Origin of the sequence: Bradyrhizobium lupini, assembly GCF_040939785.1 — a bacterium.
In the GTDB taxonomy this organism is placed as follows: Bacteria; Pseudomonadota; Alphaproteobacteria; order Rhizobiales; family Xanthobacteraceae; genus Bradyrhizobium; species Bradyrhizobium canariense_D.
Genome location: NZ_CP162553.1, coordinates 964,331 through 988,591 on the forward strand (window position 1 = coordinate 964,331; position 24,261 = coordinate 988,591).

The 24,261-nt window shown below is 64.7% G+C and carries 18 protein-coding genes and 5 pseudogenes; 19 read left to right on the forward strand and 4 right to left on the reverse strand.

The window, feature by feature from the left end:
• The first annotated feature begins 146 nt into the window (after nucleotides 1-146).
• Complete coding sequence (locus AB3L03_RS04970; protein ID WP_210350989.1) at nucleotides 147-809, forward strand: GntR family transcriptional regulator; 663 nt, start codon at nucleotides 147-149, stop codon at nucleotides 807-809.
• Nucleotides 806-1,555: an aspartate/glutamate racemase family protein gene (locus tag AB3L03_RS04975; protein ID WP_018458756.1), complete on the forward strand. Its 750-nt coding sequence runs from the start codon at nucleotides 806-808 to the stop codon at nucleotides 1,553-1,555. The genes AB3L03_RS04970 and AB3L03_RS04975 overlap by 4 nt, the downstream gene beginning before the upstream one ends.
• On the opposite strand, the gene AB3L03_RS04980 is transcribed toward AB3L03_RS04975, so the two are convergent.
• Complete coding sequence (locus tag AB3L03_RS04980; protein WP_085362426.1) at nucleotides 1,552-2,943, reverse strand: amidase; 1,392 nt, start codon at nucleotides 2,941-2,943, stop codon at nucleotides 1,552-1,554. The genes AB3L03_RS04975 and AB3L03_RS04980 overlap by 4 nt on opposite strands.
• 88 nt (nucleotides 2,944-3,031) lie before the next feature.
• Between AB3L03_RS04980 and AB3L03_RS04985 the strand changes: the two are divergent.
• From AB3L03_RS04985 to AB3L03_RS05000, 4 genes and pseudogenes are all read left to right on the forward strand, one after another.
• Nucleotides 3,032-4,125 (forward strand): annotated as a pseudogene (locus AB3L03_RS04985) (ABC transporter ATP-binding protein).
• 30 nt (nucleotides 4,126-4,155) lie between these two features.
• Nucleotides 4,156-5,202: an ABC transporter substrate-binding protein gene (locus AB3L03_RS04990; protein ID WP_007608710.1), complete on the forward strand. Its 1,047-nt coding sequence runs from the start codon at nucleotides 4,156-4,158 to the stop codon at nucleotides 5,200-5,202.
• A 17-nt stretch (nucleotides 5,203-5,219) separates the two neighbouring features.
• A complete protein-coding gene (locus tag AB3L03_RS04995; RefSeq protein WP_026233654.1) occupies nucleotides 5,220-6,083 on the forward strand; it encodes an ABC transporter permease in 864 nt (287 codons plus the stop codon).
• On the forward strand, nucleotides 6,083-6,898 hold the full coding sequence (locus AB3L03_RS05000; RefSeq protein ID WP_018458752.1) for an ABC transporter permease: 816 nt from the start codon (nucleotides 6,083-6,085) through the stop codon (nucleotides 6,896-6,898). Before AB3L03_RS04995 ends, AB3L03_RS05000 begins: the two co-directional genes overlap by 1 nt.
• On the opposite strand, the gene AB3L03_RS05005 is transcribed toward AB3L03_RS05000, so the two are convergent.
• Nucleotides 6,899-7,234 carry a hydroxyisourate hydrolase gene (locus AB3L03_RS05005; RefSeq protein ID WP_026233653.1) on the reverse strand — a complete coding sequence of 112 codons (336 nt, stop codon included), beginning with the start codon at nucleotides 7,232-7,234 and terminating at the stop codon, nucleotides 6,899-6,901.
• 26 nt (nucleotides 7,235-7,260) lie between these two features.
• Between AB3L03_RS05005 and AB3L03_RS05010 the strand changes: the two genes are divergently transcribed.
• Nucleotides 7,261-8,457: an MFS transporter gene (locus AB3L03_RS05010; RefSeq protein WP_026233652.1), complete on the forward strand. Its 1,197-nt coding sequence runs from the start codon at nucleotides 7,261-7,263 to the stop codon at nucleotides 8,455-8,457.
• Nucleotides 8,438-9,805, forward strand: coding sequence for an amidase (locus AB3L03_RS05015; RefSeq protein WP_368508310.1), 1,368 nt, complete (start codon nucleotides 8,438-8,440; stop codon nucleotides 9,803-9,805). Before AB3L03_RS05010 ends, AB3L03_RS05015 begins: the two co-directional genes overlap by 20 nt.
• A 33-nt stretch (nucleotides 9,806-9,838) precedes the next feature.
• Here AB3L03_RS05015 and AB3L03_RS05020 read toward each other — a convergent pair whose 3' ends face one another.
• Both AB3L03_RS05020 and AB3L03_RS05025 read right to left on the reverse strand, forming a co-directional pair.
• The gene (locus tag AB3L03_RS05020) at nucleotides 9,839-10,795 is read right to left on the reverse strand and encodes a MurR/RpiR family transcriptional regulator (protein WP_368508311.1); all 957 of its coding nucleotides are present in this window, start codon (nucleotides 10,793-10,795) and stop codon (nucleotides 9,839-9,841) included.
• A gap of 23 nt (nucleotides 10,796-10,818) precedes the next feature.
• Entirely contained in the window at nucleotides 10,819-11,019 is a 201-nt protein-coding gene (locus tag AB3L03_RS05025; RefSeq protein WP_157643066.1) for a hypothetical protein, read from the reverse strand.
• 238 nt (nucleotides 11,020-11,257) lie between these two features.
• On the opposite strand from AB3L03_RS05025, the gene AB3L03_RS05030 reads away from it, so the two are divergent.
• The 11 genes and pseudogenes from AB3L03_RS05030 (at nucleotide 11,258) to AB3L03_RS05080 (ending at nucleotide 24,261) form a co-directional block, all read left to right on the forward strand.
• Nucleotides 11,258-12,577, forward strand: a complete 1,320-nt coding sequence (locus AB3L03_RS05030; RefSeq protein ID WP_368508312.1) for an ABC transporter substrate-binding protein — start codon at nucleotides 11,258-11,260, stop codon at nucleotides 12,575-12,577.
• 78 nt (nucleotides 12,578-12,655) lie between these two features.
• A pseudogene (locus tag AB3L03_RS05035) lies at nucleotides 12,656-13,599 on the forward strand (ABC transporter permease).
• A gap of 11 nt (nucleotides 13,600-13,610) precedes the next feature.
• Nucleotides 13,611-14,456 carry an ABC transporter permease gene (locus AB3L03_RS05040; protein ID WP_240543193.1) on the forward strand — a complete coding sequence of 282 codons (846 nt, stop codon included), beginning with the start codon at nucleotides 13,611-13,613 and terminating at the stop codon, nucleotides 14,454-14,456.
• Nucleotides 14,457-14,459: 3 nt separating this feature from the next.
• Nucleotides 14,460-15,434 (forward strand): ABC transporter ATP-binding protein, encoded by a 975-nt coding sequence (locus AB3L03_RS05045; RefSeq protein ID WP_026233650.1) that lies wholly within the window; start codon nucleotides 14,460-14,462, stop codon nucleotides 15,432-15,434.
• A gap of 29 nt (nucleotides 15,435-15,463) precedes the next feature.
• Nucleotides 15,464-16,396 carry an oligopeptide/dipeptide ABC transporter ATP-binding protein gene (locus AB3L03_RS05050; protein WP_368508313.1) on the forward strand — a complete coding sequence of 311 codons (933 nt, stop codon included), beginning with the start codon at nucleotides 15,464-15,466 and terminating at the stop codon, nucleotides 16,394-16,396.
• A gap of 339 nt (nucleotides 16,397-16,735) precedes the next feature.
• Nucleotides 16,736-17,987, forward strand: a pseudogene (locus tag AB3L03_RS05055) (ABC transporter substrate-binding protein).
• Nucleotides 17,988-18,117: 130 nt separating this feature from the next.
• Nucleotides 18,118-18,997, forward strand: a pseudogene (locus AB3L03_RS05060) (AraC family transcriptional regulator).
• Nucleotides 18,998-19,145: 148 nt separating this feature from the next.
• Nucleotides 19,146-20,156: a branched-chain amino acid ABC transporter permease gene (locus AB3L03_RS05065; RefSeq protein ID WP_018458740.1), complete on the forward strand. Its 1,011-nt coding sequence runs from the start codon at nucleotides 19,146-19,148 to the stop codon at nucleotides 20,154-20,156.
• A gap of 1 nt (nucleotide 20,157) precedes the next feature.
• Nucleotides 20,158-21,279, forward strand: a complete 1,122-nt coding sequence (locus AB3L03_RS05070; protein WP_018458739.1) for a branched-chain amino acid ABC transporter permease — start codon at nucleotides 20,158-20,160, stop codon at nucleotides 21,277-21,279.
• Nucleotides 21,272-22,055: pseudogene (locus tag AB3L03_RS05075) on the forward strand (ABC transporter ATP-binding protein). Before AB3L03_RS05070 ends, AB3L03_RS05075 begins: the two are co-directional and overlap by 8 nt.
• Nucleotides 22,048-24,261: an ABC transporter permease gene (locus AB3L03_RS05080; protein ID WP_368508314.1), complete on the forward strand. Its 2,214-nt coding sequence runs from the start codon at nucleotides 22,048-22,050 to the stop codon at nucleotides 24,259-24,261. The pseudogene AB3L03_RS05075 and the gene AB3L03_RS05080 overlap by 8 nt, the downstream one beginning before the upstream one ends.

The following is a 24,261-nucleotide window of genomic DNA, read 5'->3' on the forward strand; positions in this document are numbered from 1 at the left end:
GATATGCACGTGTTTTGAGCCACATACGTCTTCTATTTGGGCACCTCACGTGAAGGAAATTAGCTACGATCGCACGTCAGCAGGAAGGCCGGCGTGCCGCAAAATCCGAACCCAACCCGGGCCGAAAGTCGCCCAAACTCAAACGGATGGGCCTGCATGAGCGCGCCGCCGCGCGGATGCGGACGATGATCATTCGCGGCGAGCTGCCGCCGGGATCGCAGACCCAGGAAACCAGGCTGTCGAAGGAGCTGGGCGTATCGCGCACTCCGCTGCGCGAGGCGATGAAAGTGCTCGCGGCCGAGGGATTGATTGAGCTCCGCCCCAACCGCAGCCCGCGCATCGCCGACCTCGCCGTCGACGGCATCTCGGAATTGTTCGAGGCGCTGGCCGGCATCGAGCGGCTGGCCGCCGAGCTCGCCGCCGAGCGCGCCACCGAGCGCGATCTCGCCCGCCTGCGCACGCTTCAGACCCGCATGGAAGGTCATCATCGCAACGGCAAGCTCGACGAGTACTTCGCCATCAACGGCGAGATCCACGACACCATCGTCCGCATGGCGCGCAACACGCCGCTGCGCGAGGCGCACGTGACGCTAATCTCCCGCGCCGAGCGCGCGCGTTACCTCGCGCTCGGCGCCGACCGGCGCTGGAGCAATTCGGTCGACGAGCACGCCGGCGTCCTTGCCGCGCTCGAGGCGCGCGATAGCGAAACCGCAGGACGCCTGCTCGGCGCCCATGTTCGGCGCACCGGCACGGCGCTGCTCGAAGTCATCGCGGCCTCTCAAGCCAAGCAGACGGCGGCGCAATCATGAAGCTGCTGCTGCTCAACCCGAACACCAGCACCGCAGTCACCCAGTTGATGACGGATGTCGGGCAGCGCGCGGCTGCGCCCGGGACCGAGCTGATCCCCTGCACCGCGACCCGCGGCGTGCCCTATATCTCGACACGCACCGAGGCACAGATCGGCGGTGCCATTGCGCTGGAGATGCTGGCCGGGCAGCATCGCAAGGTCGACGCCGCGATCATCGCCGCCTTCGGCGACCCCGGCCTGTTCGCCGCGCGCGAAACCTTCGACATTCCCGTGGTCGGCATGGCGGAAGCGGCGATGCTGACCGCCTGCATGGCCGGACGGCGTTTCGCCATCGTCACCTTCGCCCAGGCGCTCGGCCCCTGGTACGAGGAATGCGTCCGCGCCCACGGGCTGTGGGAGCGCTGCGCCGGCATCCGCATGCTCGATACGCCGTTCCAGGCGATCTCCGAGGTCGGCACCGAGAAGGAGGATGTGCTGGTCGATCTCGCCAGGCGCGCGATCGTGGAGGACGACGCGGACGTCTTGATTTTTGCAGGTGCGCCGCTCTCGGGCCTCGCCGAGCGCGTGGCCGACCGGATCCCCGTCCCAGTCGTCGATCAAGTCATCGCGTCGGTGAAGCAGGCCGAGGCCCTGGTCGCGCTTCGCCTGCGCAAGGCAACCGCAGGCACGTACCGCCGGCCCGCCGCCAAACCCACCCTTGGTCTTGCCGATGCGCTCGCCGCCCGGCTCGAGCATCGCGATAACTAGGGGAGCTGCGGCCAGCGATGCGAAAAACCAAGCTTGTTCTCAATCGTACGGCCGAAGGCAAACAGGCGGGATTCGCATCCCGGCGGTGCAATGATCTGGATACCGAACGGCAGCTCGTTCTCCGCTCGGGGGGCCGGCAGGGTCAGCACCGGGAAACCGACCAGCGACACGATGAAGGTGACGGCGAGATAATCGATCGGCGTCTCCAGCGCCGCGCCATCGATCGTGGTGACGTCGCTGATCTCATTCGGCCAGGGCAAAACGGACGCCGCCGGCGCTACCAGGAAATCGGCGCGGCTGAACAGCTCGCGAAAGCTGCGATAGATCGCGGTGCGGCGACGCTCGGCATTGAGATAGTCCTCCGCGGAGAGCTTTGCGCCCGCCTCGATATTCCAGATCACGGTGGGCGTCAGCTCGGCGCGGCGCGACTTCAGCAGCTCGCCATAGCCGTTGGCGATGTGCGCGGCGCGCAGCGTCCGAAATGCCTCGATCGCACCGCCGCAATCGGGCGCGGACGGCACCACATCGGCCACGGCTCCGAGCGCCTCGCAGGCCGCGGCGAAACGTGCACGGACATCGCGCGCGACGGCCGCGATCCCGAAATCGGGCGTCGCTGCGATCCGGGGACGCACTGCAACCGGCCGATCCTCATTGACGACACCGATCGAGAGTGGGTCGTGCACATCGCCTCCCCCACAGATCGACAGCGCAAGCTCGAGATCGTCGACGCCGCGGGCGAGAAAACCGTGGGTGGCGAGCATGTCCCAGCCGAGGGGGCGATGCGGCGCCGGGATGCGGCCGGGCGTCGGCCGGATCGAGGCGACGTCGCAAAAACTTGCGGGCGTGCGCACGGAGCCACCGAAATCGGTGCCATGGGCCAACGGCACCATGCCGGCCGCGACCGCAACCGCGGAGCCACCGGAAGATCCACCCGAAGTCAGTACCGGATCGAACGGATTGCGCGTCGGCCCGCACAATTTGTTGGTACAGACCGCGCCGAAGCCGAATTCGGGTGTGTTGGTCTTTCCCAGAATGATCGCGCCAGCGCGCCGCAATCGCGCGACCACGAGATCGTCTTCGGCCGGAATATGATCGCGGAACAGAGCCGATCCGTACGTGGTCGCAACCCCCGCAGTGTCGGTGAGGTCCTTGATCCCTATGGGCACCCCATGCAGCGGGCCGACCCGCGTTGGCGCGGCGTCGCAGATATCAGCGGCACGGCGGGCCCCCTCCGCATCGACAGTCACGAAGGCCGCCAATTGGCTATCAAGACTCGCGATCCGCGCCAGATGCGCCTCGACCGCGTCGCGCGAGGAGAGTTCGCCCTTCGCGAGGGCGCGTGCGAGGGCCGTGGCAGTGAGGTCGCAAACCGATCGATCCGACGTCATCACCCCACCATGCCAAACCTCGCGGCGAAAAGCGACCGGTGCGGGCATGAGACTTGCTTTCTACTCCGGGGCAACGGGAGGCAACACCATGGCTGAAGCGCAAGGCGGCCGATCGCTCGTGGTCGACGCCGTCACCCACCGCTATCCGAGCGGCGCGCTCGCGGTCGAGAACATCAATCTCAACATCAAGGGGGCGAGATCATCGCCCTGCTCGGCCCCTCCGGCTGCGGCAAGACTACCCTGCTGCGCATCATCGCCGGCTTCATCGCGCAGACGCAGGGGCGGATCATCATCGGCGACGACATCGTCGACGCGCTACCGCCGAACCGCCGCGCGGTCGGCATCGTGTTCCAGAACTACGCACTATTCCCCCATCTCAGCATCAGCGAGAACGTCGCTTATGGGCTTGCCGCGCGCGGGATCGACAAGGCGACCCGCCAGCGCGAAGCACAGCGCTTGCTGGATCTGGTGCAGCTGCCGACCATGTCGGAACGGTTGCCACGGCAGCTCTCCGGCGGCCAGCAGCAGCGCGTCGCGCTGGCCCGCGCGCTCGCGATCAAGCCGTCAATCCTGTTGCTCGACGAGCCCTTTGCCGCGCTCGACAAGAATCTGCGGCTCGACATGCAGATCGAGGTCAAGCGGCTCCAGCGCGTCTCCGGCATCACCACGCTGATCGTGACCCACGACCAGGAAGAAGCGCTGTCGATGGCCGACCGCGTCGCCGTCCTGAGCCACGGCAAGCTCGAGCAGTTCGGGTCGCCGTCGGACGTCTACGACCGGCCGCAGACCCTGTTCGTCAACACGTTCGTCGGCGCCAGCAACCGCATGCCCGGCGTGGTCGTCTCGGCAGACCGCACGGCCGCAAAAGTCCGCCTCGATGCCGGCGCGGAAATCATTGCGCGTCCCGCCGGCGGCGCTCTCACCGAGGGCGGCCGCGTCACCGTGTGCATACGCCCCGAGCATCTGCAATTCGTTGGCGACGAGACCGGCTTTGCCGGCGTGGTCGGCATGTCGCTGCCGTTAGGAGCCACCGTCGTCCACGAGGTCACCACCGCGGACGGCTCCGGCGTCAAGATCTCCCAGGCGCGCATCGGCGAGACGCGCACCCTAGAGAGCGGCGCCGCGGTGCGCCTCGCGCCGCTCGCCCCGTCGCTCGCAAACGCTTTTCCTGCAACGCTTTGAATTCAGTTTTTGTCCAGAGGGAGTTCGACCATGATCATGAACCGCCGAAGCCTGATGACGACCGCACTCACACTCGGCGCCATGAAGGCGTTTCCCGGACTGAGCTACGCCCAGGCCCGCCCGCTGGTGTTTGCGACCTTCACCGGAAGCTGGGAGGAGGCGCACAAGGCCGTGCTGGTGCCGGCCTTTCGCAAGGCGAACGCCGATGCCGCGATGGTGCTCGACCCCATGCTCTCGGTCGACCAGATCGCCAAGGTGAACGCCGCCAAGGCCAATCCGCCGATTGACGTCATGCTGCACGATCCCGGCCCGGCCCTGGTCGCAATCGGCCAGGATCTGGTCGAGCCATACCCCGTCGAGAAGAGCGCCTATTACAAGGACCTGATCGCCGAGGCCCAGGAGCCGATGGGCCCTGCCCCCTTCTTTCAGGTCGTCGGCCTCACCTACAATCCGGAAGCCGTCAAGACGCCGCCGACCTCCTGGGCCGATCTGTGGAAGCCCGAGTTCAAGGGCCGCGTTGGCATCACCAACCTTAACTCGACGCTCGGCACCGGCTGGCTGGTCGAGATCGCCAAGATGCGCGGCGGTTCGGAAGCCAATGTCGATCCCGGCTTCAAGGCGATCGAGGAGCTGAAGCCCAACCTCGCCGCGGTCGCCGCCAATCCCGGCGCGCTCGCCACCCTGTTCCAGCAGGGCCAGATCGATATCTCGCCCGGCAATTTCAACGCCATCCAGATCCTGAAAGCGCGCGGCGTGCCGGTCGAGTTCGTGGCCCCGAAGGAAGGTGCCATCGCCTTCAAGACCACGATCCACATCGTCAAGAACTCGCCCAACCGCGAGCTCGCCTTCAAGCTGATCGAGGCGTCGTTGACCCCGGAAGTGCAGACCACGCTGATGAACCCGCCCTACCTGATCGTGCCGACCAATTCCAAGGTGGCGATGGGCGGCGAGATCGCGCGCGTGCTCGCCAAGGACACGGCCGAGCTGAAGCAGAAATTCGTGTTCCAGGACTGGAAGAAGATCAACGAGCAGCGCTCGGCCTGGATCGAGCGTTTCAACCGCGAGATCAAGATCTAGAGCTTCAAGGACTCATGATGGGCACAGCACCGGCATCACGAGACGTCACGTCCTACGGGATGGGATTGGCAGCGCCGCTGGCGCTGTTCTTCCTAGTGTTCTTAGTGGCGCCGCTGCTGCAATTACTGTGGCTCTCGTTGCACAACGACACGGCCGCGCTCCATTGGGGACTCGGCCAGTATCTGCACTTCCTCACCGATCCCTTCAGCCTCAGCGTGCTCGGCTCGACGCTGCTGCTTGGGGCCGAGGTGACGGCCGTCTGCCTCGTGCTCGGCTTTCCCATCGCCTGGCTTTACCAGCGGGTCGGGCCGCGGCTTCAGACCATCATCATCCTGATCGTGCTGCTGCCGCTTTTGACCAGCGTCGTGGTCCGTACCTTCGCCTGGATCGTCATCCTGGGCCGCCAGGGCATCATCAACGCGACGCTGCAATCGCTCGGCATCATCGAGACGCCCCTGAAACTGCTCTACACCCAGTTCGGCGTCGTCCTCGCGCTGGCGCAGGTGCAGATGCCGCTGATGACGCTGCCGCTGATCACCGCGCTCGGCCGGATCGATTCCAATCTCGACGACGCCTCCTGCTCGCTCGGCGCTGGAAGCTGGCGCACGTTCTTCCGGATCGTGCTGCCGCTGTCGCTGCCCGGCGTGATCGCCGGCTGCACGCTGACCTATGCCGCCGCGATCACGGCCTTCATCACCCAGTCGCTGATCGGCGGCGGACAGATGCTGTTCATGCCGATGTATCTTTACCAGCAGGCTTCGACCCTGCAGAACTGGCCGTTTGCCTCCGCAATCTCGATCATCTTTTTGCTCGCGGTGCTCGCGGTCGTCTCCGTCTTCACCACGCTCGGCCGCCTGTCGCGCGGCTATGGAGGTGCGTGATGAGCGGGCGCAAGCGCACCCTGGAGGCGTTCAGTTTCGAGCTGGTCATGAGCCTGATCGCCGCGATTGCGCTGATCATCATCATCGCGCCGTCGCTGGTGGTGCTGATCGTCTCGTTCACCAGCGGCTTCTCGCTGCGTTTTCCGCCGCCGGGCTATTCGCTGCGCTGGTACGCCGAATTGTGGAACGCCTGGCAGCTGCACTTCGCAGCCAAGAACAGCCTCATCGTGGCACTGTGGGCGACGGGCCTGTCCGTGGTGCTCGGCGTTGCCGCCGCGCTCGCGATCTCGCGCTCACCGACGCTGTCGGCGCGGCTGCTCGATTCCCTCTTCATGTCGCCGCTGGTTCTGCCGGCGCTGGCCTTTGGCCTTGCCGCGTTGATGCTGTTCTCGCTGGTCGGCCTGCCGGTGTCGCCGTTGACGCTGGTAATCGGCCACACCGTGGTCTGCGTGCCCTATGTCGTGCGCAATACGATTGCGGCGCTTGCCCAGCTGGAGCCGACCCTGCTGGAGAGCTCGGCCGTGCTGGGCGCCGGCCGCATCTACACGTTCCGGCGCATCGTGCTGCCGCTGATCCGGCCGGGCATCATCGCGGGCGCCTTCATCGCCTTCATGTCGTCCTTCGACAACGTGCCGGTGTCGCTGTTCCTGCGTGATGCCGCCACCGACATGCTGCCGATCCGGATGTGGCAGGACCTCGAGGGCAAGCTCGACGTCACCATCGCCGCGCTGTCGGGCGTGCTGATCATTGCAACCGTCGCGTTGGTCGCGATTATGGAGCGCGTCACGGGGTTATCGCGGCGGCTGACCAACTGATCAGGCGCCGCGGAACAGCGAATAGCCCCAGCGCGTGAATTTCAGCGGCAGGTGAAAATGCTCGTCAACATTCTTGATGCGAAAGCGGAACGGCGTCACCGTGAGAAACCCGTCGCGCTCGCCAAAGAACTCGCCGAGATGAAACAGGACCTCATACTCGCCCGCCGTCACGCCCGCCCCCTGCGCAACGGGATGATCGAGCACGCCGTTGACACCAAGCCGTCCGTCGGCGACGCGCAGCGAGTCCGGATCGATCCGCCAGATCTCGACGCGCAGACCCTGCGCCGGGCGTCCGCTCGCCACATCGACCGCGTGAATGGAAATGCCACCTGCCACAATGTTCCCCCCGAGAGCGCTGCACCATGGTAGACGCAAACACGGCCGTTCGACCAGCGCCCGCATTGCTGCCCGCGCTTGGCGCCACGACCTCATTGCAGGCGCTGGTGGCTCTGGCTCTGTTCGCGCCGGGCGTGGTGGCACCGCGCGCCCATATCGAGGTCTGGCAGCTCTCGATGTTCTCCTGCGCCGTGTTCGCGGTCGGCATTCCCGCCTCGTTCTGGGGCGGCGGCTTCATCGCCCGCCTGGGCTCGATGCGGATCGCGAGCCTCTGCGCGGCGGCGATCATCGCCAGCATGGCGCTGGCTTCGCTCGGCTCGACGGCGGCCCTGCTCGCAGCCGGCCTCTGTCTTGGCCTCGCCTTCGGACCGGAGACGCCCGCAAGCGCGGTGCTGCTGGCGCGGCTCGTGACGGCCGAGCGGCGCGCGTTCGTGTTCTCGGTTCGCCAGACCGGAAACCAGATCGGCGCCGTCTGCGGCTCGCTGGTTCTGCCCGCGATCGCAATCTCGCTCGGGCCCGCCTGGTGCTATGCCGCCGTGGGCGCCTGTGCGCTGCTGGCGATAGCGTGGTTCGAGCGCCTGCGGCCCGCCTACGCCGTCAAGGTCGTGCCACTGCCGGAGCTTAGCCTTCGCACGCGGCTGGCACTGGTGATCGCGGACCGGCGCATCGCAATGCTGGCGCTGGCCTCGATGCCCTTCAGCGCAATGCAGGTGTCGCTCAATACGGTCTTCGTCACGCTCGGCACCCGCGAGCTCGGCCTCAGCCATGTCGAGGCCGGCATGGCGCTTGCCTGCGCCCAGGCCGGCGGCCTGATCGGCCGGCTCGGCTGGGGCTTCGTCGCAACGCGCCTCAATGCCTCGCGCGGAGTTCTCGTCGTCATCGGCCTCGGTATGACGTTCTGCGCCGCGCTGCTGGGTCTCGATGGCGTATCGCTCGGGCGGACCGGCCAGTTCGCGATTGCAACTCTGTTCGGCCTGACGGCCTCCGGGTGGAACGGTGTCTTCGTCGCCGAGATCGCACGCCTCGCCCCGCAGGACAGGATTGGCGAAACCACCGGCGCGGTGCTGACCGCATCCTACGCCGGCCTCTTGGCAGCACCGGCGCTGGTGTCCTTCCTGGACAGCGCAGCCAGTCTCGGTGCCGCCTTCTTCGCCTTGGCTTGCCTCGCCCTCTGCGGCACATTGGCACTGGTCTGGGGAGGCCATGACAAAGGGAAGAAGTAGCGCGTGCGAGATTGCGGCCGACGTCTCCGCCGGACGAACGAGTGCGGTCGAGACCGCCAAGGCCGCGCTTGCGCGCATCGAGGCCGCCAAGGCGCTGAACGCAGTGGTGACGACCGCTCCTGCGCGTACGCTTGCCGACGCCGCAGCGGTCGATGATCGCCTGCGTGCCGGCGAGACGATGCCGCTCGCCGGTGTCCCCGTCGTCGTCAAGGACAACATCTGGGTCCGTGACTGGCGTGTGACACAGGGCTCGCGCCTGTTCGCCGAATTCGTCGCGCCGCAGGATGCGATTGCGATCGAGCAGCTGCGCAAGGCCGGCGCCGTCGTCGTCGGCATCGGCGCAAGGTCGGAATTCGCCTGCAAGGGCGTGACCACCTCGCCGCTGTATGGGCCAACGCGGCATCCGCTGGATCCCACGTTGACGCCCGGCGGCTCGTCGGGCGGCCCTGCCACGGCGGTTGCGGCCGGCCTCGTGCCGCTAGCGATCGGCACCGATGCGGGCGGCTCGAGCCGCAGGCCGCCGGCCCATGTCGGCGTCGCGGGGTTCAAACCCTCCTATGGCGCGATCCCCTATGGGCCAGGCTTCGCCGAACCGTTTTTCGGCCTCTCCGTCATCGCGCCGATCGCCACTGACGTTGCCGATATCGCGCTGGCGTTCGAGGCCATGGCCGGCGTCGATCCGCGCGATCCGGATTCAGCCGGCATCGCTCAAGAGGCCAAAAACATCGCCGGTCTGCGCATCGCGTTCTCGCCGCGCCTTGGGCTCGACGTCGCCGTCGACGATGTTGTCGCTGAAGGGCTCGCTTTCGCCATCGCGCGTCTCTCCGCCGCTGGCCTCAGCATCGCGCAGCGCGATCCCGTCTGGCCGGCGGGCGCGACGGAAGAGGCTATCATGCCGCTTCAGCAGGCCGGCCTCGCCGCACTCTATCGAGATGCCTTCCGCGAGGATCCGACCGTGTTCGATCCTGACATCGCCAGACAGATCGAGCGAGGGCTGTCGTGGTCGGGCGCCGACGTTGCCGGTGCGCTGCTGGCAAGCGCCGCAATCGCCAATGCTTTCGCGGCATTCTTCACCGAGGTTGATCTGCTGCTGGCGCCAACCGTTCCCTGTGTCGCCTGGCCATTCACCCAGCTCGGACCCGACATGATCGGTGGCCGCGCGGCGAGCCCGCGCGCGCACGCGGCGTTAACGCCCTTTGTCAATCATGCTCGTCTGCCGGCGATTTCGCTGCCGTGCGGAACGGATCGGTGCGAACTTCCATTCGGCCTTCAGGTCATCGCCGCGCGCGGACAAGACCGCACGCTGCTTGAAGCAGCGCAAGAGATCGCGGCCATGCTGCGAATATAATCCCGAGAGGCGGGCGGTGCGCTAATTGCCCGCTCAGTCTCCCAGCGGCCCTTTGGCGTCCCCGTCGCTCCCCTTCAGCAACTCGTATTTGATCCGCCGCATGCGCGCCTGGGCTTCGAGCGGTTTGCAATAGGCAGTTGACGCCGCAAGCAGATCGATGGTGGCGAGAAATGCATAGCGCGACGCCGTCGGCTTGAGCGCGTCGGGCGCCTCGGGCACGTGTACGCCAAGCGCAATATCGGCGATCGAGGCCAGCCTGCTTTGCGGCTTGGTAATTGCGATGACCAAGGCGCCGTATTGCTTGGCGATACTGGCTGCCTCGATCACCTCGTTGGCTGCACCGGTGGTCGAGATGGCAACGACGACATCATCCCGTCCGAAGGTCGCGGCAATCATGCGCATCAAGCTCGGATCGGAGGCATGCGAGACGGCAATCCCAAGACGAAAGAACCGGTTCTCAACCTCCGCCGCCGCAAGAGTGGAACCGCCCCCCACCCCGAACGCTGCAAGCTTCGAACAGCGGGAGATAGCTTCGGCAGCCCGCTCGATGTCCTCCTTGCGAAGTCCCTCCTCGGCAGCGGCAATTGCACGGCGAATTTCCTGAAACACCGACCGCCAGAGCGCGGGGCGCGCCAGATCGGTCCCGACATGCGGGGGAAGCTCAACGTAAATCCGCCCGACCGCCATTGCTTGAGCCAGCCTCACCTTGAGGTCGCGGACGCCCCGGCAACCGACGGAGCGGCTGAACCGGGTTACCGTCGGCTCGCTGACGCGCGCCCGACGGGCCAACTCGGAATTGCTGGCGTGAACGGCAAACTCCATATCGGCCAGCAGCACCGTGGCAACGCGTTGCTCGGACGGGCTGAGGCTTAGAGCGCTCTGCCTGATGAGGGAGATGATGTCGCCGGCCACGACATTGTCGTCGCCGGGCGGCTTCGAGATTGCTGCACCAACGGCTCTCGCCGGGTGATTTCGCTTTGCACGCGCCATTGCCCGCCCTTTCCCAGGTCAGATCAACCTGCGCCCTTGGCAAGAAGCTGCCGTAAGAAACCTTCAGCATCGACCAAACGTATATCGGCATGCCACATCAATAACAGCATTTTCTGCTTGATAATTGCCAAATTGTGTATGTAACTTTCAAACAAGCAATAGCGTGCCGTCAGCCCAACAGCTGAAAGGCACATCCCTGCACCGGGAAGCAGGCGGCTCAACAAGGCGGGAGGGCGATCATGAGATACGGTCCAAGTGTCCTGATGCGTGGCGTCGTGGGGCTGGCCACCGCGTCATTTTTGATTGCGCAGGCCAATGCCGCCACCCTGCTACGCGAAGCCACCATCGGAGAACCGCCGCCGCTCGATGTCATGCTGACGACCGCCGACGTCGCATCGGTCATCGGCCGCCACATCTTTGAGACCCTGTATGCGCTGAGACTCGACCTATACGCCGCGTCCGATGCTGGCCGAGGGCGATCGCACGGAAGACGGCGGTCGGACCATCGTCATCAAGCTCCGCGAAGGTGTCCTCTTCCACAACGGTAAGGAGATGACCGCCAAGGACGTAGTCGCCTCGATGACGCGATGGGGCAGTTTCGGTGCACGCGGCAAGCTCCTGATGGCGGCGGCTACGTCGGTCGAGGCGACCGGAAAGTATGAAGTCACGCTGAAATTGTCCGCGCCGAACGGCGCCTGGAAGGCTCTCATTGCGGACGTCAATGGCGGTCTTGCGATCTATCCGGAAGACATAGCCGCCAAAGCGGGGAACCGGCCGATCGAGCAAAAGGACTATATCGGCACCGGGCCCTACAAGTTCGTCGAGTGGCGGCCGAACCGCTATGTCGAGGTGGAGAGGTTCGAGGGCTACAAGCCGGTGAAGGAAAAGGGTGACGGCTTCGCCGGCGCCCGCGTTGCGAGCTTCGACAAGATCCGGTTCATTCCGGTGCCTGACGTCGGCACGCGCGTGAGCGGCGTGCAGGCGGGTGACTACGACTATGCGGAAATGATCTCCGGCGATCTGTACGAGTCCCTGAGCAAAGATCCATCGGTCCAGGTGCAGCGTACCAACGCGCCGATCTTCGGCCTTTTCTTCATGAACTCGAAGCAGGGAATCCTGAAGGACAATTACAAGCTCCGCCGCGCCATCCAGACCGCGCTGGACAAGTCGCAGGCGCTGCGCGTCGCCTTCGGTCCCAAAGACCTGTGGAATGCCGAAGGATCGATCTTTCCCAATGGCACCCCCTGGTACTCGACGGAAGGCGCCTCAAATTATAGTGCGCACGATCCGAAGAAGGCCAAGGAGCTCGCAAAGGAGGCGGACTACACGGGGACGCCGATCCGCCTACTGGTCTCGACGAACTATCAGGCACACTATGACGAAGCCTCTGTCTTCACCCGTCAGCTGGCCGACGCCGGAATCAATGTTCAGATGATGGTCGTCGATTGGGCGACCCTTCTGAAGATGCGCGGCCAGCCGGAACAGTGGGACATCTTCGTCACCCACCATTCCTTCGCGCCGGACCCGCTGCTGCTCACGTTCCTGAATGCGAGCTATCCCGGCTGGTGGGACAGCCCGGAGATCGGCTCGCTTCGGGCCGAGTTGATCAACACGACCGATCCAGCCGCGCGCAAGTCAACATGGGACAAGATCCAGTCGCTGATCTATGAGCAGGTACCGGTGATGAAAGTAGGCGATGCCTACACCTACGACATTGCTTCTCCCAAGCTCAAGGGGCTCAACCCAAACGGTCCCGTGTTCTGGAATGTGTCCACGAAATAAGGACGGGCAATGAGGCCGCGAGGACTGTCGAGCGCCGGCGCCGGCGCGCATCGTTGCCGCTGACAGGCGCCCAATCACATGTGGTCTTACGCATTCAAGCGCGCAGGAACGACGGCGGTGACGCTGCTGGCAGCGTCCATCATCATCTTCGCGTTCATCCATATCGTGCCGGGTGACCCGATCTATGTTTTGCTCGGTGATACCGCGACTCCCGACCAGATCGACGCCTTGCGACACCAGCTCGGTCTCGACCAACCGATCATCCTGCAATATCTCACTTGGGCCGGCCATGTGCTCGAGGGCGACCTCGGGCGGTCGATCTTCTTCCAGGCGCCCGTGCTGTCGGTGATTGCCGATGGCGCCGAGACCAGCACCTTGCTCGCCACCATGACGATGATCTGGGTTGCGGTCATCGGCGTGCCGATCGGAATGATTGCGGCGGTCCGGCACGGCACGTGGCTCGATCAGGGATTGTCCGGTGGGGCGATGCTGATGGCCTCGATACCCACGTTCTGGGTCGGGCTCTATCTGATCCTGATCTTCGCCGCGTGGCTCGGCTGGTTTCCTAGCTCCGGCTATCCGTCGATCTTCGAAGGCGGTGTCATCAATCTCCGCTATCTCGTCCTCCCCAGCCTGGCGCTTGCGGCTCCGAATGCTGCTTTGATCCTGCGGCTGACGCGCGCCAGCATGCTCGACGTCTCCCGGGAGGACTACGTGCGCACGGCGCGGGCAAAGGAATCCGGCCGTGGCAGGTCGTGCGCCGCCACATCTGGCGCAATGCACTCCTGGCGGTCGTCTCGGCCTTCGGCTTCACCTTCGCCGCGCTGCTGTCCGAGGCGGTGGTGACCGAAACCGTGTTTGCCCTGCCCGGCATCGGCCGCCTCGTCGTTCAGTCGATCCTTCGCCGAGACTACCCTGTGATCCAGGGCGTCATCCTGGTCACCGTGGTGGTTTATCTCCTGATCAATCTGATCGTCGATCTGAGCTATCGTCTGCTCGATCCGCGGGTTGAACTTCAATGAGCAGCAACAGCGTGACATTGTGGCTCAAGCCGTTCATCGCCCGCCCGATCGCGCTGGCCGGGCTCGGCGTCCTTCTGGCGACTGTGCTCGCCGCGGTCTTCGCACCCTGGCTGTCGCCTTACGATCCGTATGCCATCGATCCCCTGATCCGCCTGACGCCCCCGAACATGACCCACTGGTTCGGCACCGACCAATTCGGCCGGGATACCCTGTCGCGCACCATTCATTCAGCACGCATGGCACTTTTGATCGGCTCGGGCGTGGTCGTCTTCGCTCTCGCGACAGGCGTTCCGGCCGGCGTACTTTCCGCACTGTTCCCGCGGCTGGGTCACCTGCTGATGCGCATGGTCGACGTGCTGATGGCCTTCCCGACTCTGCTTCTCGCACTTGGCCTGATTGTCATCTTGAGCCCGAGTGTGGCCACCGTCATTCTGGCCATTGGGATCGGCTACATGACGACGACGACCCGCATCGTCTACGGACTGACGCTGCGCTTGCGCGCGGAAACCTATGTCGAGGCGTCCCGCAGCATGGGCGCCGGAGCGGCATGGCTCATCAGTCGGCACATCTTGCCGAACCTGGTCTCGCCACTTCTCGTGCAGGCCAGCTTCGTCTTCGCGTTCGCGCAGCTCGGCGCGGCTTCACTCGATTTCCTGGGCCTCGGCGCCCCTCCGGACATTCCGAGCTGGGGCAATATGCTGGCGGAGTCACGGACCTTCATCACCCGCGCGCCGTGGCTGCTCTTCTTCCCGGGCATGATGATCGTGGCGACGGCATTTTCTCTGAACCTGGTCGGCGATGCATTGCGCGATCGACTCGATCCGCGGTTCCGTCAAGTCTTTGGTGAGAAGGGTTAGGCCGTGCTGACAGTTTGCGACCTTACGGTGTCAGTGGGGCCGGAAACCGCGCCGGTCGACATCGTCGCGGGCGTGTCCTTCGGCTTGGCCAAGGGCGAAATCCTCGGCCTCGTCGGCGAGTCCGGCTGCGGAAAGAGCATGACCTCGCTTGCGGTCATGGGATTGCTGCCGCAGCCCGGTCCCCGAGTCCGGGCCGGGCGCGTCCTGTTGGAGGGCTGCGACGTAACGCAGCTGCAGCCCTGGCAACGTGTCGAAGCGGGCCACGGCCGCATGGCAATGATCTTTCAGGAGCCGATGACCTCACTGAACCCTGTTCGTCGGATCGGCGATCAGATCGCCGAAGCCGTACGCGTGCATGAGGGAATTTCGGGCGCAGCGGCGCTGGTCCGTGCGCGCGAACTGCTCGAACTGGTACGTATGCCCGACCCCAAAATGCAGCTGTCCGCGTATCCGCATCAGTTGTCCGGAGGCCAACGCCAGCGGGTCATGATCGCGATTGCGCTGGCCTGCAGGCCACAGGTGCTGGTCGCCGACGAACCGACCACTGCGCTGGATGTCACTATACAGGTTCAGATTCTCGGGCTCCTGCGCGAGCTCTGCAATCGGCTCGATATGGCGATATTGTTCATCACTCACGACATGGGAGTCATTGCGCAGCTCGCCGATCGTGTCGCTGTCATGTACGCCGGCCAGATCGTGGAAACCGCTTCAGTCGATGCGCTGTTCGGCGCACCCCGTCATCATTACACCCGCGGACTGATGGATTGCATGCCGTCGCGAAATTCCGGCGCGCGCCGGCTGCCGACCATTTCTGGTCAGCCGCCGCTGCCAGGTTCGGTCGCCGCTGGCTGCGTGTTTGCCTTGCGTTGCGCAGCGGTGCGCGATGAGTGCCGCGTGGCGACCCCGCCCCGCCTGGAGGCTTCCCAAGGGCACGAGGTGCTCTGCGCGTTTCCGCTGGCCGGCGGAGAGCTGCCATGAGCGGCAATGTAATCCTCGAGGTCCGGGACATGATGGTCTCGTTCAGTGCCAGGCGGGCCGGTCGGAAATACCGGGTGCAGGCGGTGGATAGTGTATCGCTGTCGCTGGCCGAAGGCGAGGTCCTCGGGATCGTGGGCGAGTCCGGCTGCGGCAAGACCACGCTGGGCCGAGCCCTCGTCGGCCTGGTCCAGCCCGACAGCGGCAACTTCAATTTGAAGGGAACCGAAATGATCGGAGCCCGCGGCTCCGGCCTCCGCGAGATGCGTCTGAGCGTCCGGATGGTTTTCCAGGACCCCAATGCATCGCTCAACCCGCGGCGCGCAATTGGAGATTCGGTGGCGGAGGCGGCCGACATCAGCGGCTTCTTCAAGAACCGCGCCGAGCGCAGCGCGGCCATAGCTGCCGCCTTGACGGCCGTCGGGTTGAACCCGTCTTTCGCCGCTCGCTACCCCTACGAACTGAGTGGCGGGCAACGGCAACGGGTCGGAATCGCACGCGCCATTCTTCCCACGCCGTCCATCATCGTCGCCGACGAGCCGGTCTCGGCCCTCGACGTGTCCGTGCAGGCCCAAGTGCTCAATCTGATGATGGATCTGCGTGACCAATTGAGACTGTCGATGCTCTTCATCTCGCACGACCTTGGCGTGATCGGGCAGATCAGCAGCCGCGTTGCTGTCATGTATATGGGCCGCATCGTGGAGCAGGCCGGGACGCGGACGGTCCTGGATCATCCGCTCCATCCCTATACGCGCGCGTTGGTGGCGGCAATTCCGAAGCCCGATCCATCGAAACGGATCCAGGGCGCGATCGAAATGGGTGAACCGCCAAGCCTCTTCACGCGACCGCACGGCTGTGCATATGCGCCCCGCTGCCCTATGGCCAGCGATCGCTGTCTCGTCGATGTGCCACAACTTCGATTTGTCGGTGCGGACGGTCGGACGATCGCCTGCCACAACGTATAACCAGCGAGTGCCGCGCGCCGCGAAATGACGCAACGCCTACGATTGATTTCTCCTCTATTCGAGCGATCCAATTCAAGCGGCGGCAGTCCGCGGCCGCCATGCGGCTGGCGGGTGCAAATCGGGAAGCCTGACGCCTGTTGCACCGCGATGTTAATCGCGACGCAACATTCAAAATGAGACTGCCCGTTAAGCCGCGCACGGCTCCAGCACGTGCGCTGCATCGGAGTTCGGTTAGCCTCCGTTTCAAGCACCGTTAGCCTTGTCCGAACGCCGCACCGCGCGGCGGGCGCGTCAAGGCGCGGTGAAAAACAGTGACAAGAACGCCCAGGGAGGAGAGCAATGTTGAAAGGCAGTCTAGGACTGATCGCGTTGAGCAGCCTGTTACTTTCGGGCACCGCCTTCGCACAGGAGAAGATCAAGGTCGGCGTCACCGCGACGCTCGAAGGCACCTACACCGTACTCGGCGAGGACGGCATCCGCGGCTTCCAGACGGCCCTCAACGTCCTCGGCAAGAAGGTCGGCGACAAGGAACTCGAATTTGTCATCGCCTCGACCGACGCGACGCCGGACTCCGCCGTACGAGCCGTGCGCAAGCTGATCGAGCAGGACAAGGTACAGATCCTGCTGTCGCCGCTCTCTGGTGACGAAGGCATCGCGGTCAAAAATTTTGCAAAGACCCATCCCGAACTGACCTTCATCAACGCCGCCTCCGGGGCCCAGGAAACGACCTATGTCGATCCGGCTCCGAACTTTTTCCGCTACAACATGGACGGTGCGCAGTGGCAGGTGGGCCTCGGCAAATATGCTTATGACGAAAAAGAAGTATCGCAAGATCGCGACCGTCGGCGAAGACTACTCCTTCATCTATACGCAGGTGTTCGGCCTCGTGCTCGAGTTCTGCGGTGCCGGCGGACAGGTCACCAACCGGCAATGGGTGCCGCTCGGCACCAAGGACTTTGCCTCGGTCATCGCCGCACTGCCCGACGACGTCGACGCAATCTATCTCGGCCTCGGCGGCGCCGACGCCGTCAACTTCCTGAATCAGTACCAGCAGGCCGGCGGCAAGGCGCATCTGATGGGCGGCTCGATCATGATCGACCAGACCATCCTGTCGTCCAAGGGAAACGCCAAGAATGCCCTGATCGGCACGCTGGCCGCGAGCGGCCAGGCCGACACTTGGGAGAACCCAAGTTGGCAGAAGTTCGTGAAGGACTATCAGGACGCCTTCCCGCCCAACAAGCGCTTCCCGAGCCCATCGCTGCTCGCCACCAACTATTACGGCTCGACCATGGCGCTGATCCAGGCGCTCCGCCAGGTCAATGGCGATCTCTCCAACAATCAGGCCAAGTACAAGGAGGCCCTTGCCAAGATCGAGATCGACGCACCCAACGGCAAGATCAAGCTGGACTCCAACCGCCAGGCGATCGGCACCAACTTTGTCACCGAGGTCGTCGACGACGGCAAGGGCGCGCTGTTCTCAAAGGTCGTGAAGGTGATCCCGGACGTCAACCAAACGCTGGGCTACGATCCCGCGGTGTTCGCCAAAATCGGTTTGCCGAGCCGCACAGTACCGGAATGTAAGAAATACTGACCTAGTCTCATTCGCGAGCGATGACCGGCCGGGGAGAGATTTGCCAGAAGCGCGACACGTGCGCCCTTGCATTCTCTCCTCGGTTGTTGAACGCTACCAAAAAATACCAAGAGCTTTTGGGAGGAGAGGCATGAGCCGGGCGCTCGCCGTCTTCCACGGCCGCTTTGGTCGGGCGACGGTCTATCAGTTGAACCGCCCTTTCAACATCCACGCACATCGCGAAGGTCATTTGATCTTCCATGTCGGCGGGCGTTCCGCATGCATCGATGTCAGTGACGGACGTTACGAGCTCACCGAAGGTTCCGTCGTCGCGGTCAATCCGTGGGAGCCGCATAATTTCCTGCCGTCCGATCTCGAAGGCGGCGCCGTTTTCTTCGTGCTCTACGTCAATGCGGAGTGGTTTGCGCCCGACGCGCCCGGCGCCGACCGCCTGCGCTTCGGCCGCACCCAGTTCACGCGGTCCGTTGCGCTGGACAAGCACATCAGGCACGCAGCCGCCCTCGTGTGCGGCGCTCCCTCGCTCAACAGCCTCGATGGCGAGCTGAGAAGCCTGATCGACATCTGTTATGACGAAAGCTGGCAACAGGCGGCGACCGCGCGCGATCCGCGCGCAAACGGTTCCGTCACGGATTTTCGCGTGCGCAAGTGCATCAAGATGATGTCGGAGAAGTCCTGGCGCCGAGATCGAGCTCGATACCATCGCGCGCAGATCTGGCCTTTCCCGGCCGCATTTCTACCGGCTCTTCCGCACCCAGACCGGCGTCACGCCACACCTCTATCTCAACACGCTGATGATGGAGCAGGCGCTGGAGGCGCTGGTGGCGAGCGAAGCGCCGATCGCCGATATCGGCTTCGATCTCGGCTTCTCGTCGCAGAGCGGATTCACCCGCTTCTTCGCTGCCAATGTCGGCATGGCGCCGACCGATTATCGCCGCGCGGCCAGGTTTTGCGCGCCTGAGGTCACGCGAAAAGATACTCACGATCAAGCGCCTCCGTTACAGCCGCATTAGGATGCGACAAACGCGATCCCGAAACGAGGATCGCGCGCGATAGGGAGCGCACGTTCATGGCAGGGCTTGCGGCCGGCGACGGTCTGCGTGCCCCTCCGCCCCGCTTGCGGGGTGAGAGATGGGGTGACGCGAAGACGGAGCAACGATAATGACCCGCTTTGTCGAACGCCATCCCGCCTGGGCACTGATTGTCATCATCGCAATCGCGGTAGCACTCTGGCTGATTTTCGCAGTGTGGCCGCAGAGCGTCGAAGATGCGTTCGGCCGCAAGCGGGTCTTCCTCAACGCGCTCTTCAACGGCATCACGCTCGGCGGTCTCTATTTCCTCGTCGCCAGCGGCTTTACGCTGATCTTCGGCTTAATGCGTAACGTCAACCTCGCGCACGGCTCGCTCTATTTGTTCGGCGGCTATGTCGGCTACGCCATCAGCGTCGCGACCGGTTCATGGGTCCTCAGCTTCATCGTCGCTTTCATCCTGACGGCACTGGTCGGCGTCCTGCTCCAGGTCCTCGTCTTCCGCCGCATGGAAGGCCAGGACCTGCGCCAGACCATGGTGACGATCGGACTCTCGATCGTGTTCGCCGATTTGATGTTGTGGGCATGCGGTGGCGATTTCTATCAGATCCAGACCCCGAACTGGCTGATCGGACCTGTGGAGCTGCCGCTGGTCACTGCGGTCAAGTCCTCTGGTGAGCCGGTCTATCTCCGCTATCCCCTGGTCCGACTCGTGATCTTCGTCGCCTCCGTCGTGATCGGCGTGGCGATGTGGCTGGCGCTCAACCGCACGCGCATCGGCATGATCATCCGCGCCGGGGTCGACGATCGCGACATCCTGGCTGCGACCGGAGTACGGATCCAACTCGTTTTCGTGGTGGTGTTTGCGCTCGGCGCCGGCCTCGCTGGCGTTGCGGGCGTTGTCGGCGGAACGTTCCAGTCGCTCTCACCCGGCGAGGATATCCGCTTCCTGCTCGCCTCCCTCGTCGTTGTGATCGTCGGTGGCATGGGCTCGATCCCAGGGGCTGCGCTGGGCGCGCTCATCATCGGCCTCGCCGAACAGCTCGGCTCGGTCTACATCCCGACCTACGCCATCGTCGTGACCTTCCTGATCATGGTTTTGGTGCTGGCAATTCGGCCGCAGGGCCTGTTGACGAGGCGCTGACATGTCCCTCGCCCACGACGCCCGCGTCCCGGTTCGTCCCGCCACTGCGGTGCAGCGCTCGAAATTGCGCGGATGGCCGGAGATCGACAATCCGGCGGCCTGGGCCGTCGCGGCCATTCTCCTAATCATGCCCCTGATCGCCAACGGCTTCTTCCTGATCGAGATCTTTGCGACCACGCTGATCCTCGGAACCATGGCGCTGAGTCTGATGTTTCTTGCCGGCTATGGCGGCATGGTCAGCCTGATGCAGCTCACCATCGCGGGTTTCTCCGCCTATATGGTCGCGGTGTTTGGCGTCAGCGGCAACGCCAATATCAGCCTGGGCTGGCCGTGGTGGCTTGCGGTCCCAATGGCGCTCGCGCTCGCGACCATATTCGGCACGCTCGGCGGCGCGCTGGCGGTGCGCACCGAGGGCATCTACACCATCATGATCACGCTCGCGATCGGCGCGGCGTTCTATTATTTCACTAACCAGAACTGGGCGATCTTCAACGGTCATACCGGCATCAATACCGTTGCCACACCGCATTTCTGGGGCGTCAACTGGCGCGCCGACATTCCATTCTACTATATCGTCCTCGCAGTAGCCGCGCTGTGCTACTTCGCCGTCGACTACATCTCCCGCGCACCGTTCGGCCTCGCGTTGCAAGGTGTCCGCGACAATCCCCGCCGCATGGCGGCACTCGGCTTCAACGTCAATGCGCATCGCGTCGCGGCCTACGTCTTCGCGTCCTTCGTCGCGGCGCTGGCAGGGGTACTCCAGGTCTGGAATTACCGGCAGATTTCGCCGGGATCCGTGAGCGTTGGGGCCTGCATCGATATCCTCATCATCGCAGTCGTCGGCGGCATCACGCGTCCCATCGGACCCTTTATCGGCGCGCTGATCTTCGTACTGCTGCGGACCTTCGCACTCGACTTCCTGGTCAAGCTGGGGCTCGACGGCAACCGCTTTCGGCTCCTGATCGGCCTCGGCTTCCTCGCTATCGTGTTCTGGTCCTCGGACGGCGTCATCGGACTCTGGCAGAGCTGGCGGCGCCGCCAACGCTCCGGCGCGGCAAGTTCAAGCGGACGACGTGGCCGAGAATCTGACCAAGGATCCAGCCAAGGATCCCACCATGGATAGCGTCGCGCAACGCCTCTCTGTCGTGGGCGCCGGCGCGGCGCTGGAGCTGCGCGGCGTGACACGTCTGTTCGGCGCGCTGGCGGCACTCACCGACATCACCATTACCGTCCGCCCCGGCGAACGGCGCGCCGTGCTTGGCTCTAACGGCGCCGGCAAGACTACGCTGTTCAACTGCATCACCGGCGACTTCCCACCTTCTTCCGGCACCATCCGCTTCTTCGGCGAGGACGTCACGCACTTCCCGCCCTATGAGCGCATCCGCCGTGGCCTGCGCCGGACTTACCAGATCTCCGCGCTGTTTCCGGGCCTTACCGTCCAGGACAATGTCTACCTCGCCTGCCGTGGCGTCTCACGGGGACGCTTCTCGTTTCTCCGCCCCGGTCAGAACGATGCGTTGATGCACGCGGCCGAAAATCTCGTGCAGGCCGTCCATCTCTCGGGCGTGAAGGATCAGCGCGTTGCCGAGCTCGCGCATGGCCAGCAGCGCCAGCTCGAGATCGCACTTGCGCTTGCCGGCGCGCCGCGATTCTGTCCTGTTCGATGAACCCGCCGCGGGGCTGTCGCCGACCGAGCGTGCCGAGCTGATCGAGATATTGACCTCCCTGCCCGCGCATATCGGCTACATCATCATCGAGCACGACATGGACGTCGCCCTGCGCGTCGTCGAGAGCGTCACGATGATGCACAACGGGCGGATCTTCAAGGAAGGCCGTCCGCAAGAGATCGAGTCCGATCCCGAAGTGCAGGAGCTTTACCTCGGAGGCGGCCATGAATGAGGTCCGCCGTACCGCCGCCGCGCTCGAAGTCCGCGGCCTGGACGTCTATTACGGCCATTCGCATGCGCTGCAGGGCGTGGATCTGACGCTCGAGGCCGGCGTGTTCTCGGTCGTTGGCCGCAACGGCATGGGCAAGACCACGCTATGCAAGGCCATCATGGGGCTGGTGCCGGTCAGCGGCGGCTCGATCCGCATCCGCGGGGATGAGATCACCCGACAGCCGCCTGCCCACATAGCCCGACTCGGCGTCGGCTACGTTCCGCAGGGACGGCGGCTGTGGCGTTCACTCAGCGTCGATGAGCATCTGCGGCTTGCCGCCGGCTTGCGCCGCGGCGCCTGGACGGTCGAGCGCATCTACAAGACGTTTCCGCGGTTGGCCGAGCGCAAGGATCACGGCGGCGGCCAGCTCTCCGGCGGCGAGCAACAGATGCTTGCGATCTCGCGCGCGTTGCTCACCAACCCGCGGCTCCTGATCATGGACGAGCCCACTGAGGGGCTCGCGCCCGTCATCGTGGCCCAGGTCGAGGAGATGCTGCTACGACTTGGCGAGGACGGCGACATGTCCGTGCTCGTGATCGAGCAGAATATCGGCGTGGCGACCGCCGTGTCGCGCAATGTCGCGATCATGGTCAACGGCCGCGTCAACCGCATCATCGATTCGGTGCGGCTTGCCGCCGATCGCGAACTGCAGCAGCGCCTGCTCGGTGTCGGAATGCACGCCGGACTCGAGCTCGACCTCGACGTGCCACCGGCGGATACGGAAGCGAAGCCTCCTCCGCAGCAGACGCGTCCAGGCGGCGCGATCCGCATCTACATGTCAAACCCGACGCCGCCGACACGGTGGTCGCAACCTGTGCCGATCGCCCGCATCGAGGCTGCGGCCCGCATGTTCTCGACACAGGTGATGCGACTCGACGAGACGGCACGGCGACGGCGCGAACCGGTCGCCGCACAAACGCAGGGCCCTCCGGTCGTCCTCGTCGTCGGTACGCTCGACACCAAGGGCACGGAGCTCCGCTTCATCCGCGACATCATCGCCGGGACCGGCCTGCGAACCCGATTGATCGATGTCTCCACCAGCGGCAGGCACGCGGCCAGCGACGTCTCCGCCCAGGAGATTGCCTTGAACCATGGTCGCGGCGGATCGGCGGTATTCGGACCCGACCGCGGCGCCGCCGTCGCCGCGATGGCCGAGGCCTTCGCCAGCTGGTTGCGACGCCAGAACAATGTTGCCGGCGTGATTTCTGCCGGTGGCTCGGGCGCAGCGTCGCTGGTCGCGCCCGGTATGCGGATGCTTCCTGTCGGGGTGCCGAAGCTCATCGTCTCGTCCGTCGCCTCTGGCGACGTCGGGCCCTATGTCGGCCCCGCGGACATCACCATGATGCATTCGGTTACCGACGTTCAGGGCCTCAACTCGATCTCGCGCGCCGTGCTGGCCAACGGCGCCAACGCGCTGGCCGGCATGGTCAAGGCGCGCCTTGATCAGCATTCGCGGAAGGATCGCGGCGACAGCGGATTGCCGTCGGTCGGCATCACCATGTTTGGTGTCACCACGCCGGCGGGGCAGAAGATCGCGGCCGACTTGCGCGAGGATTTCGAGTGCCTGGTCTTCCACGCCACCGGCGTCGGAGGACGCTCAATGGAGAAGCTCGTCGATTCCGGACAGCTCGCAGGCGTCATCGACCTCACGACCACGGAGGTCGGCGATCTCCTGATGGGCGGCGTGTTCCCGGCCATCGACGACCGCTTTGGCGCCATCATCCGCAGCCGGGTGCCTTATGTCGGCTCGGTGGGCGCTCTGGACATGGTGAATTTCGGCGCCCCCGAGACCATCCCGGAGCGCTACCGCGGCAGGAAATTCCACGTCCACAACCCGCAGGTCACGCTGATGCGCACCACTGCAGAGGAGAACGAGCGCATGGGGCACTGGATCGCCGACCGGCTCAACCGGATGGACGGCCCGGTGCGCTTCTTCCTGCCTGAGGGCGGTGTCTCCGCGCTCGACGCGCGAGGACAGTCATTCTGGGATCCGGACGCCGATGCGGCGCTGTTCCGCACGCTGGAGCGCAACGTGCGGCAGACCGCCAACCGTCAGCTCATCCGCATTCCCAAGAATATCAATGACCCCGAGTTCGCCTCCACCATCGTCAGCGCGTTCCGAACATTGTTCGGCCGCATTGGGGCGCGCCGGAGACTAGCGAGGTGA